The sequence below is a fragment of the Martelella sp. FOR1707 genome (assembly GCF_053484265.1).
Window position 1 is genome coordinate 775,877 of sequence record NZ_JBAKFP010000001.1, and the last position, 13,586, is coordinate 789,462.

12 protein-coding genes are annotated in these 13,586 nt (G+C 60.9%); 9 read left to right on the top strand and 3 right to left on the bottom strand.

From position 1 onward, the window contains the following. Window positions 1–162: 162 nt before the first annotated feature. The 6 genes from V6765_RS03470 (at window position 163) to V6765_RS03495 (ending at window position 6,763) form a co-directional block, all read left to right on the top strand. Window positions 163–1,725 (top strand): ABC transporter substrate-binding protein, encoded by a 1,563-nt coding sequence (locus tag V6765_RS03470; RefSeq protein ID WP_448426468.1) that lies wholly within the window; start codon window positions 163–165, stop codon window positions 1,723–1,725. A gap of 86 nt (window positions 1,726–1,811) precedes the next feature. Further along, window positions 1,812–2,786, top strand: a complete 975-nt coding sequence (locus V6765_RS03475; protein WP_448426469.1) for an ABC transporter permease — start codon at window positions 1,812–1,814, stop codon at window positions 2,784–2,786. After that, complete coding sequence (locus tag V6765_RS03480; RefSeq protein ID WP_448426470.1) at window positions 2,783–3,685, top strand: ABC transporter permease; 903 nt, start codon at window positions 2,783–2,785, stop codon at window positions 3,683–3,685. Before V6765_RS03475 ends, V6765_RS03480 begins: the two co-directional genes overlap by 4 nt. A 6-nt stretch (window positions 3,686–3,691) precedes the next feature. Further along, window positions 3,692–4,657 carry an ABC transporter ATP-binding protein gene (locus V6765_RS03485; RefSeq protein ID WP_448426471.1) on the top strand — a complete coding sequence of 322 codons (966 nt, stop codon included), beginning with the start codon at window positions 3,692–3,694 and terminating at the stop codon, window positions 4,655–4,657. Then, window positions 4,654–5,646 (top strand): ABC transporter ATP-binding protein, encoded by a 993-nt coding sequence (locus tag V6765_RS03490; RefSeq protein ID WP_448426472.1) that lies wholly within the window; start codon window positions 4,654–4,656, stop codon window positions 5,644–5,646. Before V6765_RS03485 ends, V6765_RS03490 begins: the two co-directional genes overlap by 4 nt. A 70-nt stretch (window positions 5,647–5,716) precedes the next feature. Beyond that, window positions 5,717–6,763, top strand: a complete 1,047-nt coding sequence (locus V6765_RS03495) for a serine hydrolase domain-containing protein (protein ID WP_448426474.1) — start codon at window positions 5,717–5,719, stop codon at window positions 6,761–6,763. A 26-nt stretch (window positions 6,764–6,789) separates the two neighbouring features. Here V6765_RS03495 and V6765_RS03500 read toward each other — a convergent pair whose 3' ends face one another. From V6765_RS03500 to V6765_RS03510, 3 genes are all read right to left on the bottom strand, one after another. Then, window positions 6,790–7,755 carry a LysR family transcriptional regulator gene (locus tag V6765_RS03500; protein WP_448426476.1) on the bottom strand — a complete coding sequence of 322 codons (966 nt, stop codon included), beginning with the start codon at window positions 7,753–7,755 and terminating at the stop codon, window positions 6,790–6,792. 247 nt (window positions 7,756–8,002) lie between these two features. Further along, window positions 8,003–8,371, bottom strand: a complete 369-nt coding sequence (locus tag V6765_RS03505; protein WP_448426477.1) for an FCD domain-containing protein — start codon at window positions 8,369–8,371, stop codon at window positions 8,003–8,005. Window positions 8,372–8,786: 415 nt separating this feature from the next. Next, window positions 8,787–9,887 (bottom strand): LacI family DNA-binding transcriptional regulator, encoded by a 1,101-nt coding sequence (locus tag V6765_RS03510; protein WP_448426626.1) that lies wholly within the window; start codon window positions 9,885–9,887, stop codon window positions 8,787–8,789. 227 nt (window positions 9,888–10,114) lie between these two features. Here V6765_RS03510 and V6765_RS03515 point away from each other — a divergent pair, with 227 nt between their 5' ends. From V6765_RS03515 to V6765_RS03525, 3 genes are all read left to right on the top strand, one after another. Continuing rightward, entirely contained in the window at window positions 10,115–10,939 is an 825-nt protein-coding gene (locus V6765_RS03515; RefSeq protein ID WP_448426478.1) for an ABC transporter substrate-binding protein, read from the top strand. A gap of 69 nt (window positions 10,940–11,008) precedes the next feature. Next, complete coding sequence (locus V6765_RS03520) at window positions 11,009–12,520, top strand: amino acid ABC transporter permease/ATP-binding protein (protein ID WP_448426480.1); 1,512 nt, start codon at window positions 11,009–11,011, stop codon at window positions 12,518–12,520. A 16-nt stretch (window positions 12,521–12,536) separates the two neighbouring features. Continuing rightward, window positions 12,537–13,547 (top strand): Gfo/Idh/MocA family protein, encoded by a 1,011-nt coding sequence (locus tag V6765_RS03525; protein WP_448426482.1) that lies wholly within the window; start codon window positions 12,537–12,539, stop codon window positions 13,545–13,547. Window positions 13,548–13,586 lie beyond the last annotated feature (39 nt).

The following is a 13,586-nucleotide window of genomic DNA, read 5'->3' on the forward strand; positions in this document are numbered from 1 at the left end:
AACATTCGTCATATGAATGTTTCGAATACGAAATATTCATTTCAGTCAAGCCGGGCGAACTGTTACGTCTTTATGACAGCACAAGACCCGAAATGCCGGCCCCTGTTTTGATGAACGGGCGAACCGGGGGCGGTGCGTCAATCCTTGAAAAATGGGGGAACCATGAAAATCAAATCCTTTATCATCGCATCGGCCCTGACGGTGGCCCTCGGAACCGGCGCGGTCGCGGAAGACCTGAACATCGGCGTCGGCGCCAGCATCACCTCGATCGACCCGCATTTCTACAATGCCTCGCCCAACAACAACATCGCGATGCAGATCTTTGACCGCCTGACCGAGCGCACGGCCGCCGGCAAGCTGGTTCCGGGCCTGGCGGAAAGCTGGGAAGCGACGGGCGACAGCGAATGGACCTTTCACCTTCGCGACGGCGTCACGTGGCATGACGGCGAGCCCTTTACCTCCGACGACGTGATCTTCACCCTTTCGCGCGCTGGTGACGTGCCGAACAGTCCCGGCGGCTTCGGCGGCTTCATGCGGTCGGTCGAGGCCGCCTCGGCGCCTGATGCCGAAACGGTGGTGATCACCACAGACGGGCCGGCGCCGAACCTGCCCGGCAACCTCGCCAATATCGCCATCGTGTCGCGTCACGCCGGCGAGGGCGCGACCACCGCCGACTACAATGACGGCGTTGCCGCCATCGGCACGGGTGCGTTCAAGTTCAAGAGCTTCAGCAAGGGCGATTCCGTGGTGCTGGAACGCAATCCGGACTGGTGGGGCCATGCCGTTGACTGGGACACCGCCACCTATCGCATGCTGACCAGCAATGGCGGCCGCACGGCCGCACTTCTGTCCGGCGATGTGGATATCATCGACACGCCGCCGGCCGTCGATATTCCGCGGCTGGAGGACACGGACGGGCTCCATGTGCGCTCGACTGCCGGACTGCGCGCCATCTATCTCATGCCCAACTACCGGTCACTTGACGAGGTCACCGGCGTATCGGGCAAGGACGGCGCAGAACTTTCGGAAAACCCGCTGACCAATGTTTCGGTTCGCAAGGCGCTTTCGACGGCCATCCAGCGCGAGGCGATCGTTGAGCGGATCATGGAAGGTACCGCCACCGCCTCGGCGCAGTGGCTGCCCGAGACCGCCTTTTCCTATGCGCCGTCGCAGGCCGTGGCGGCACCCGACCTGGAAGCGGCCAAGGCGCTCTTGGCCGAGGGCGGTTATCCCGACGGCTTCGCGCTGACGCTCTACGTGCCGACCGACCGCTATCCCAACGCGCCCGCCGTGGCGCAGGCCGTGGCCCAGATGTGGACGCGGATCGGCGTCGACACTTCGGTCGAGGCTTTGCCCTGGGCGACGTTCTCCGGCAAGCGGTCCGAGTTCGGCATTCACCTTATCGGTCTGGGCAATTCAACCTTCGATTCCAGCTCTATGCTCGTGAACGCGCTCGGGACCATCAACCCGGAAACCGGCATGGGCGCATCGAACCGCTCGAACTACAGCAACCCGGATCTCGACAAGATCACCCTCGAGGCCCTGCAGATATCCGATGACGATGCCCGCGAAGCTAAGCTGATCGAAGCGGTGGAGTTTGCGATGGACGATCAGGCTATCATCCCGCTCTATCAGCAGTCGAACGCCTGGGCGATGCGCAACGGCATCGATTACGAGCCGCGCATCGACGAGCGCACGGTCGCCAAGGACGTCGTCAAGAAATGATGGGCGGCCTCTGAGCAGGCACAGGCTGCCGGCGGGTCGATTTCGCTGGCAGCCGTTCCCGCCCATGAGACATTGAGGACGAGCAGATGTTTCTCTGGATCATCCAGCGGATTGTGCAGGCCGTCGGCGTGGCGTTCGCCATGATGTTGATCGTGTTCTTCGGGCTTCATGCCATCGGAGATCCCATCGAGACCCTTATCCCGCCGGAAGCGACCTTCGCGGATCGCGCGAAGATCATTGCCGATCTCGGCCTCGACCGGCCGGTCTACGAACAGTTCTTCTTTTTCGTGAAAGGCGTGTTCGAGGGCAATCTCGGCAACAGCTATGTGTTCAACGAGCCGGCCGTCGAGCTGATCGTCTCACGCTTTCCGGCAACGCTTGAGCTGGCGATCTGCGCCGTCGTGCTCTCGGTCATCATCGGCTTGCCGCTGGGGCTCCTGGCGGGCAACCGGCCGAATGGCCTCACTGCAAAATTCATCATGAATGGCAGCATTCTCGGGTTCTCCCTACCGCTGTTCTGGGTGGCGATCCTGCTGATTCTGATCTTCAGCGTGACGCTCGGCTGGCTTCCAAGCTCGGGCAGGGGCGAAACGGTATCGGTGTTCGGCATCCAGTGGTCGTTTCTGACGGTCGATGGCCTGCGGCACCTCGCGTTGCCTGCATTGAGCCTCGCGCTGTTCAACATCGCGATGGTGCTGCGGATGACCGAAACCGGCGTGCGCGAGGCGAAATCGAGCGAATACGTGAAGTTCGCCCGCGCAAAAGGGCTTTCGCCGCGCCGCATCCTTCTGGTGCATGTGCTCAAGAACGTGCTGATACCGGTGGTCACAGTGGTCGGGCTCGATCTCGGCACCACCATCGCCTTTTCGGTGGTGACGGAAACGGTGTTCGCCTGGCCGGGCGTCGGCAAGATCGTCATCGACAGTATCGCAGCCCTCGATCGGCCGGTGATCGTGGCCTATCTGATGCTGGTCGTGCTGCTGTTCGTCTTCATCAACATGGTTGTCGATATCCTCTACCGGATCCTCGACCCCCGCATCCGGCTGACGGAAAGCGAATGACACAGTCCTCCATACAAGCCTTGCATCTCAGACGCGCAGGGCAGTTTCTTCGCGATTTCGCGCGCGACCGCACCGCAGCCGTCGGTCTGGTGATGCTGATCGCGGTGGTGTTGGCGGCGGTGTTCGCGCCGCTGATCGCGCCGCAGGATCCCTATGATCTCATGACCCTGGACATCATGGACGGGCGGCTGCCGCCGGGCAGCAGCTCGTTCTCGGGCCAGGTCTATCTTCTGGGCACCGATACCCAGGGACGCGACATGTTGTCGGCCATCCTCTATGGTCTTCGCATCTCGCTTCTGGTCGGGCTAGGGGCTGCCGGTCTGGCCTTCGTGATCGGGACGCTGGCGGGCCTGCTGGCCGCCTATGTCGGTGGACGTTTCGAAACGCTGATCATGCGGCTGGTCGACCTGCAGCTTTCGTTCCCGACCATCCTCGCGGCCATGCTGATCCTCGCCTTTCTGGGCAAAGGCGTGACCAACGTCGTGCTCGCGATCGTGATCGTGGAGTGGGCGGCCTATGCCCGCACCGCGCGCGGCTCGGCCCTGTCGGTCATGCGCCGCGAATATGTCGAGGCGGCGCGTTCCCTTATGATCCCGCCGCGCAACATCATCCTGCGCCATCTCCTGCCGAACTGCATGTCGCCGCTGATCGTGCTTTTGACCATGCAGGCCGCGCGCGCGATTGCGCTTGAGGCGACGCTGAGCTTTCTGGGGCTCGGCGTTCCGATCACCGAACCCTCGCTCGGCCTGCTGATCGCCAACGGCTTCGAATTCATGCTGTCCGGGGCCTACTGGATCAGCATCTATCCCGGCATTGCGCTGCTGATCACCATCTACTCCATCAACCTTGTCGGAGACCGGCTGCGCCGTGTGCTCGACCCCAAGGCCACGTTGCGCTGAGGAGGCATGATGCTGGATATTCGCAATCTCTGTGTGGATTTCGAGACGGCCGACGGACGGATCGGCGTGGTTCACGATGTCAGTTTTTCGGTGGCGCGCGGCGCGGTTATGGGTCTGGTCGGTGAATCGGGGTCCGGCAAATCGGTCACCGGCTTCTCGATCATGGGCTTGATCGATCCGCCGGGCGAGATTTCGGGCGGCTCGGTTCTGTTTGACGGCCAGGATTTGCGCGGTCTTTCCGAGCGGTCGATGCGCAATCTGCGCGGCAACCGGATCGCGATGATCTTTCAGGATCCGATGATGACCCTGAACCCGGTGCTCAAGGTCGGCACCCAAATGATCGAGACCGTGCGCGCCCACAGCAAATGCTCGGTGGACGAGGCGCGCAGGCGATCCCGCGACGCCCTGGGACTTGTGGGCATTCCGAGCCCGGAAGAACGGCTTGCCGCCTATCCGCACCAGTTCTCCGGCGGCATGCGCCAGCGCGTGGCGATCGCCATCGCATTGCTGCACGAGCCCGACCTGATCATCGCCGACGAGCCGACCACCGCGCTCGACGTCACTATTCAGGCGCAGATTCTCAACGTGGTGCAGGGCCTTGTCGAACAAAAGGGCATGGGGCTGATCTGGATCACCCACGACCTGTCTGTGGTCGCGGGTCTCGCCGATAAGATCGGCGTGATGTATGCCGGGCGCATCGTCGAGCATGGTCCGGTTGAGCAGATCCTCCAGGAGCCGCTTCATCCCTATACGCGCGGCCTTATCGGAAGCCTGCCCGGCGCTGCCGGCCACGGCCGCCGCCTGCGCCAGATTCCGGGCACCACGCCTTCGGCGGCGCGCATGCCCAAGGGCTGTCCGTTCCGCCCGCGTTGCTATGCGGCGACCGATATCTGCGAAGAGCTGCCGCGGCAGGAGCGGCACGGCGAAACGGTTCTGCGGTGCTTTCACCCCCAGCAAGGAGCCCTGCAATGACAACGCCCCGCCTGGAAATCAGCCATGTCAGCAAGGTGTTCAGGAGCCATCCGGGCGTGATCGAGCGCGGCTTCGTCAAGGCGGGGCTGGCCAAGCCGCGCCCGTCCGTGCATGCGCTCGACGATGTCACCTTGACCGTCGGCAAGGGCCAGATCGTCGGCCTTGTCGGGGAATCGGGTTGCGGAAAGTCGACTCTCGGCCGGGTTGCTTGCGGCTTGCTGCCGCAGACCAGCGGCGCGATCAGGCACAACGGCGCCGAACTATCGACAGCGGCGCCGGGCGAGCGACGGGCGATGCAGCTTGGTACGCAGATGATCTTTCAGGACCCGTCGTCCAGCCTGAATCCGCGCATGCGTGTGCGCGATATCGTCGGAGAGGCGCCGCGCGTCCACGGCATGGCCAAGGGCAGGGAAATTGCCGATCTCGTGGACCAATATCTTGAGCTGGCGGGTATTGATGCCTCGGTCAAGAACCGTTTTCCCCATCAGTTCTCGGGCGGGCAGAGGCAGAGGATCGGCATAGCCCGGGCGCTGGCGGTCAAGCCGGATCTGCTGGTTTGCGACGAAAGCGTCGCCGCGCTCGATGTCTCGATCCAGGCTCAGATCCTGAACCTGTTTCTGGACCTGCGGGAACAGCTTGGGCTGACCTACCTGTTCATCAGCCACGATCTTTCGGTGGTTCGACACATCTCCGACAGGGTGGCGGTGATGTATCTCGGCCGTCTGGTCGAGGAGGCCGCGACGTCGGAGATCTTCGAAAACCCGAAACATCCGTATACGCAGGCCCTGCTTGAGGAAATCCCCGAACTGGTTCCCAAAAGGCGCAGCTATGGCGCCATCAAGGGCGAGATCCCGTCACCGCTCAATCCGCCAAGCGGTTGTCACTTCCATCCGCGCTGTCCATTTGCAATGGAGCGTTGCCGCGTGGAGGTCCCGCAGTTGCGCGATGTCGCGCCGGGGCATCGCAGCGCCTGTCATCTCAACGACTGACCGATCTTCCCTGCGACCGCCGCTCTGATGGCGCGCATTCGCATTTCCTATGCATGACTGAAGGTATGCCATGATCACAAAGACCCCGACCCAGAGCTTTCCCGGCGTTCACTGGGCCGACTGCAAAGACAAACCGTCCTATGGCGTGACGGAGACCGTGGAACAGGCGGCGCGCAGCGCGCTTGATGCGCTGGAGACCACGTCCTTCATCGCGATTGCCGGCGGCGAGAAGATTTTCGAATATGGCGATACCAGCCAGGTCAGCTATCTTGCCTCCACCCGCAAGAGCATTCTTTCCATGCTCTACGGCAAATATGTCGAAGCGGGGACGATCGATCTCGGGGCGACGGTCGCCGATCTTGGCATCGACGAGGCGGAGGGTCTGCTCGATATCGAGAAAACGGCAACGCTGCGTGATCTTCTGATCAGCAGCTCGGGCGTCTACTATCCGGCCGGGAGCCCGGGCGGCGACATGACCGGCGTGCCCGCACGCGGCAGCAAGACGCCCGGCAGCTATTTTCACTACAACAACTGGGATTTCAACGTTCTCGGCGCCGCCTTCGAACAGCTGACGGGCAAATCCGTGTTTGTCGCATTCGCGGAAGACTTCGCCGGTCCGCTTGCGCTGGAGGATTTCGATCCGAAGCGCCAGCGTATGCTCGGCTACCGGGACCAGTCGCGATACCTCGCCTATCATTTCTTCCTGTCGGGGCGCGACATGGCCCGGCTCGGTCTGGTGATGAGTCGCGGCGGGCGCTGGGGCGACAAACAGCTGATCCCCGCCGACTGGGTGCGCGAAAGCACCAGCATGCATGTCGTGGCCCGCGATATGGCGCGGCCCAAGCCGCGCGTTGCCGGCTACAGCTATCTGTGGTGGATACCGCAGGTGCCGGAGGGCAAGCCATGGTGGCAGGGCGCCTTTGTCGCCGCGGGACATTTCGGCCAGTTCATCTTGGTGCTTCCGGCGCTCGACATGGTGTTCGTGAACCGTCGCGCGGTCACCGACGAACAGGCGATCGGTCGCAATCAGGGCAGTTTCACGGAAGAATTGCCGACGGTCACCATGCCGGACTTCCTGAGCGTGTGCGACATCTTCGCAGATGCCCGGGCCGATTAAGACCGGCTCCAAGATGCGGAACCGCCCTATTCAGCGGGCGGTTCTCCCTCCGGGTCGGAACGGAAGCACTCCTCGATCTGGGTGCGCAGCCATAGCTGGGCGCTGTCTTCCTGCTTGCTGCGCAGCCAGATCATGCTTGTCGATTGCGGTTCGACCAGAAAGGGCGGGCGATGCAGCGCGAGCGCATGGGCGGATTCAAACAGCCGCGCCACGCTGGCAGGCATGATCGCAACGAGATCGCTCTGCGCGACGATCGACACGGCGGAGGAAAAATGCGGAACGGTGGCGACCACCTGCCGTTCGACCCCGAGTGCATCGAGCTTTTCGTCGAACCAGCCGCGCCGGCTCGGGTCGGAACTGACCTTGACATGACCCATGCTCAGGAGACGCTCCATCGTCAGGGGCGCGTCATTGGCGGGGTTGTCTGCCGCCATGATGCAAACCCGCTCCTCGTTGAACAGCGGTTGGCAGATGAAGCGGGACGCGAACTTGTCGGCGGTCATCACCGCCAGGTCGATGATCCCGTCATCGAGATAGTCCTGGACGAATGTGCGGTTCTGCGAACGCGGATTGGTGGCCGTGCGGGGCGTGTGCAGCACCTCGACGCTGGAATTGGGCGCAAGCTCCCGCATGCGCCGGATCAGTGGCGGCAGCAGCACCACCGAGAAGTAATCGTTCATGCCGATGCGGAAGACCTGCGCGTTTTCGGCCGGATCGAAAATCCCGCCGGAGACGAAAACATGTTCGCATTCGGCCATGATCTTGCGCACGCTCGGCATGATCCGCTGGCAGGTGCCGGTCATCTGCAGCCCGGTGGAGGTGCGGTGGAACAGCTCGTCTCCGAAAATGCTGCGCAACCGCTTCAGCGCGTGGCTCATGGCGGGCTGCGACAGGCCGATCATCTCGCCGGCGGCGGTCAGCTGCCCCTTGATGGCGATCGCGTTCAGAACCTTGATCAGGTTCAGGTCGACGGTGTTCAAGGAGTTCAGCATGCGCGCGAGGCTCCGGTTGGCGCAATTCCGGGAGTGGCGGCTACCGGTGGTAATGCGGAATTGCTTCACGAAAGAAAGGGTCGATTTCCCTGTGTTTACAAGAGCGCAATTCGTCCCGGCGGGCAAGGGCGGACGGTGCGGCGCGGACGGCGTCTTTTGCGGTCGATCAGACAAAACGAACGGTTGCGACAAGGCGGGGAAACAAAAAGCTGTTGAGTTCCGGTGGTGTCGCGCCAGACCGAGCCTCTCAGTCGCGGCCTTCGGCCAGCAGGCTGAGGCGGGTGCTGTAGCCCGAGCGGACATGCTGGCGCGCGGCGTTTTCGGCGCGCTCGCCATCGCGGCTCGCCACCGCATCAACAATGGCCTCGTGTTCGTCCTGCGCCTGCAGCAAGCGCCCCTTCACCGAGTAGGTCGAGCCGGGAAGCAGGCTGAGATGGATGCGCAGGTTCGCCAGCGCATCGATCATATAGACGTTGTGCGAGGAGCGCACGATGTGCTGGTGCAAATGCTTGTTGCGCGTCTTGAGGATTTCGGGGTCCTCGATGCTGCGGTCCTGAATGACCATCTGCTGCACCACTCTGCGGGAGACGATCTCATAGATTGCGTTTCGGGGCATCGTCCTTTGGTCGGTGCGGCCGTGGTACGCCTGTTGACCATCAGCGCTGGCCCCTTTGGGCTGATTTGTTTCATTATATTTGTTTTCGTTTTACTTTTATTGCCTCTCTTGTCCAAAAATTATTGCAGGGCAAGTTTAGATGTAAATCGGCGAAGTCGTTCAATGCCGGCGGCGCTTTAAAAACTTGGAGTATTGAAGTTTGCGAGGTCACGCCACGCCTAATGTCATCGCCAATCCGCCTTCGGCCCAATGCCGGTCATTTCGGAGCGCAATTTTTTTGAGAAATTAGCAAATCGATGTCGCTACATAAGAGAAACCACCGGGCCATCGGTTCGAATCCCTTCAAGACCTTGGTTGAGAAGATGGCTGGTATTCTGATCAATGCCAATTCGTGGCATCCTGGAAGTTCCTCTTTTCACATGGCGGCGGAGGTGTTGCGCGTTGACAACGGCGCCGGGCCGACCGAGTCGCGCTCGATCAGCGACATCGGCAGGACGACGCGACGCGTTGGGCCTTTTGCGTCGCCTGTCAGCCGTTCCACCATCAATTTGGCCGCTGCTTCGCCCAGTTGATAGACGGGTTGTCGCACGACGGTGACGGGCGGCGAGGTGACGGAGGTCCAGTCAGCGTCATGAAACGAGATGAGCGACAGATCCCGGGGAAGCTTCAGGCCGAGCGCACGGCTGGCCTTGAAAGCGGCGAGCCCGATCACGCTGTCGGATGCGATGATGGCGCTGGGGCGAACTGGAGCCTGAAGCAGCTCGGAGACGATGGCCTCTGTGGCTTCGGGCGAAATGGCGCCGACGCGCACCCATTTTTCCGCTTCAGGAATTTCGGCATCCCGACAGACATCGAGATAGCCTTCGATGCGCCTGCGAACGGAGCCTGTCTGGATGTCCGCCGGATCGTTAAACGTGTGATCCGCTGTGTCGCAGGCCGTCAGATAGGCAATGCGGCGGTGACCCAGCGCGACCAGCCGTTTGGTCACGTCTCTTGCCGTATCCCGATCATTGGCAATCACCGTATCGACATCGAGAAGCGAGCTGCCACGGTCAAGCAACGCGAGTGGACGACCGGAGCGCAATATCTCCTGCAGATGATCGGCTTCGCTTTCCCGCGCCAAAGAAACGATCAATCCATCCACCCGTTTGGCAAGCAATGTGCGAATGGCATCCTTTTCAGCGTCAACGTTCTCGCCTGAATTCATCAGGATAACGGTGAAACCGGCAAGTCTGGCCACATCTGTTATGCCGCGCATTGCCTGGCTGAAGAACGGGTTTTCGATATCGCCGACAACAACGCCGATTGTGCCTGATCGGCCGGTCGTCATGCTGCGGGCAAGTTCGTTGGGCCGATAGTCGAGCTTTTTCGCCGCCGCGATGACGGCGTCGCGCACGCGGTCGCTCACCGTGCCGTAACCCCCAAGCACCCGCGCCGCGGTTGCCTTGGAAACGCCGGCGCTGCGCGCAACATCGGCGACGGTGACTGATGAATATCTGTTTGGTTCTGGGGCCATGATTATTAGCCTTATAAGAGATATTGACGACTGGCAAATCAGAAGATAACAATTGACAAAAAGCAAAGAGACCGGTCTCAATCGATAAGAGACCGGTCTCTTAAAGATAGTGAATTCATTATTCAAGACGTTGCAATCTGGTCGGTAGAGTTGAGCTTCTCCGGCAAGTGAGCTTCTGCGTCCTGAAGAAAGTCATGAAAATACCACCAGAGAAGGAGAACAGCCCCATGAAACTTTTCCATTCGATTGCTCGTCCCGCAGTGCGGCTAGGCGCGGCAGCGGCGTTTGTCGCCCTCGGTCTTGCCGGTTCGGCTATGGCCGAAGACAATCCCTATGATCTGATAGACCCTTCCACGATCAGCGTGGGAACGATGGGCGATGCCAAGCCGTACGCATTCTCAACCGCCAGCGGCGAATTTTCGGGCTTCGATATCGAACTTTTCACGAATGTCGCCGAGCGGATGGGCTTTGCGAAGGATCAGGTGATCTTCACCGGTCAGGATTTTTCGGCGCTCATGCCGTCCGTGGCCAACGGTCGCTTCGATTTGGCCGTCGCCGCCATCGGCACCACGGACAAACGCAAGGAGACCGTTGATTTCTCCGATGGCTATCTCGCAGGCTACCTTTCCATCCTCACTCCCGAGGCCGATATTACCGATGCTGCGGGGCTGAAGGGCAAGCGCCTTGGCGTCGTGCAGGGCACGCTTCAGGAAATTTACGCCCAGAAGAATTTCACCGATACCGATCTTGTGAAATTTCCCGACAACAATTCCGCAGTCGCTGGTCTGAACAACGGCACGGTTGATGCGCATTTTCTCGATTACGAAGCCGCCAAGGATTACACGACCCGCTATCCGGACCTGAAGGTCACGGTCAATATCCCGAGCTTCGATGCACCGGCGGGCTTTGTGGTTCGCAAGGGCAACACCGCATTGCTCGAAGCGCTGAACGAAGGCCTGCACGCCGCCATGCAGGACGGCACATGGAAAACGCTTTATGAGAAGTGGTTTCCCGGCTCTCCGATGCCGGAAGAATACCTGCCCAAGCCCTGAAAGCAATAACGGTCCGGCGGCGCTATCCGCCGGACCTGACCAATTTTCCTTCGAAAAAGGAACTGCCTGATGGATTGGCTTGAAAACATGCGTCGCAGTTTTCTCGACTGGCATGCCATGGCCGAAGTGCTGCCGATAATGATAACAGTCGGGTTGAAGAACACCCTCATTCTGGCCGCGGCCTCCACGGTGCTGGGCGTCATCCTGGGCATGGTGCTTGCCGTTATGGGGATTTCGCGCTCGCGCTGGCTGCGCATTCCCGCCCGCATTTACACCGACATCTTCCGCGGCCTGCCGGCCATCGTCACCATTCTGCTGATCGGCCAGGGCTTTGCCCGTATCGGACGCGAGATTTTCGGGCCATCGCCCTATCCATTGGGCATTCTGGCTCTCAGCCTGATCGCCGGCGCCTATATCGGCGAGATCTTTCGCTCCGGCATTCAAAGCGTCGAGCAGGGACAGATGGAAGCCTGCCGGGCGCTCAGCATGAGCTATCGCCAGGGCATGCGTCTTATCGTGATCCCACAGGGTGTCCGCAGGGTTCTGCCAGCCCTGGTCAATCAGTTCATCGGCAATGTGAAAGACTCCAGTCTTGTCTATTTTCTCGGTCTCCTGGCCTCCGAGCGCGAGATTTTTCGTGTCGGTCAGGATCAAGCCGTGGTTACCGGAAATCTGTCGCCGCTGCTTCTGGCCGGCGCGTTTTATCTGATAATCACAGTGCCGCTCACCCACACGGTCAACTATATCGACGTACGCCTGCGCACCGGCAAAAAACGTCCTTCAGCCGCGACAAGTGGTTTGCAGGAGGTCAGCGAACTGGACAGCGCAAATGAGACCGCAAGCCGCACGCGCTTTGATGGCGGCAGCCTTGAGGTGCGCGATCTCGATATGGCTTATGGCGATTTTGCGGTGCTGAAGGGCGTCAACCTCACCGTTTCGCCCGGCAGCGTTACCTGCGTCATCGGCCCGTCGGGTTCAGGCAAATCGACCCTGCTTCGTTGCCTGAACCGTCTGGTCGAAATCAAGAGCGGCGACGTCCTTCTGGATGGAGAAAGCACGCTGGCAATGAAGCCTGAGCAGCTTCGCAGACGTATCGGCATGGTGTTCCAGCATTTCAATCTGTTTCCCGACCACTCCGCACTTGAAAACGTCATGCTGGCGCTTACCAAGATCAAGGGTTTGGCAAAGGCGGACGCCGAGCAGATTGCCAGGACTCGTCTGGCCGATGTCGGCCTTGCCGCGCGTCAGCATCACCGCCCCAACGGGCTTTCCGGCGGTCAGCAGCAGCGCGTCGCCATTGCCCGCGCGCTTGCCATGGAGCCGGAAGTCATCCTGTTCGACGAGGTGACGAGCGCGCTCGATCCGGAACTGGTGAAGGGCGTCCTGAACCTCATGGCCAGTCTCGCCGAACAGGGCATGACCATGGTCGTGGTGACCCATGAAATGGGCTTCGCCCGCCGCGTCGCCGATCAGGTTGTGTTTATGGATGAAGGAAAGGTGGTGGAAGCCGGTTCGCCGGAAGCCATCTTCGACAATCCGCAAAACCCGCGCCTGCAGCGCTTCCTCGCCGAAGTCCTTTGAAACAGGAGAAGCCAGAATGACGGACAGAACCCTTCGCTGGGGTATTCTCGGCTGCGCGAATATCGCGATCAAGAGTGTCATTCCCGCCATTGAGGCCGGCAAGACCGGTCGTGTTACAGCTATTGCCTCGCGGTCGCTGGCAAGGGCGGAGGCCGCGGCCGCACGATTCAACATTGCCAAGGTCTACGGGGATTACGAGGCCTTGATGGCAGATCCCGATATCGACGCCATCTACAATCCACTGCCCAATCATCTGCATGTCCCGATGACGCTGAAGGCTCTGGAACACGGAAAGCCCGTTCTGTGCGAAAAGCCGGTGGCGCTCGGCGCTGATGGAGCCGCGATGCTGCTTTCAGCGCAGAGGAAATCAGGTCTCCCGGTCGCCGAAGCTTTCATGGTGCGGCACCATCCGCAATGGAACGCCGCGCTGGCGCTGGCAAAGGACGGCCGCATCGGCGAGCCGCGCGCCATTCAGACCATATTTTCGTATTTCCTCGACGATCCCGGCAATGTCCGCAACCAGCGCGATATCGGCGGCGGTGGTCTGCTCGATGTCGGTTGCTATGCCATCAACACGGCCCGCTATCTGTTCGGCGCGGAACCCCTTCGAGTCATCGCGCTTGTCGACAAGGACCCGAAATTCGGCACTGACCGGCTGACAAGCGGTCTTCTCGAGTTTCCCGGCGGACGACAACTCGCCTTTACCTGTTCCACCCAGCTTGCGCTGACCCAGAAGGTGACTGTGCTTGGAACGCGCGGCCGCATCGAAATGCCCGTGCCGTTCAATGCGCCACCTGACATGGCCGCCAGCCTTGTCATCGACGACGGACGCGATCTGACCGGCGGCGGTGCGGAGACGCTCTCGTTTGAACCTGTCGATCAATACGGACTTCAAACCGACGCTTTTGCCAAAGCGGTGCTTTCCGGCACGCCGCTGGAAACCGGACTGGCTGATGCGGTCGCCAATATGAAGGCTATCGACGCTCTCTTCCGCTCTGCCGAGAGCGGTCATTGGGAAACGCCGTGACGCGACACACAATCCTTCGAAAACTGAAAGACGAACGAT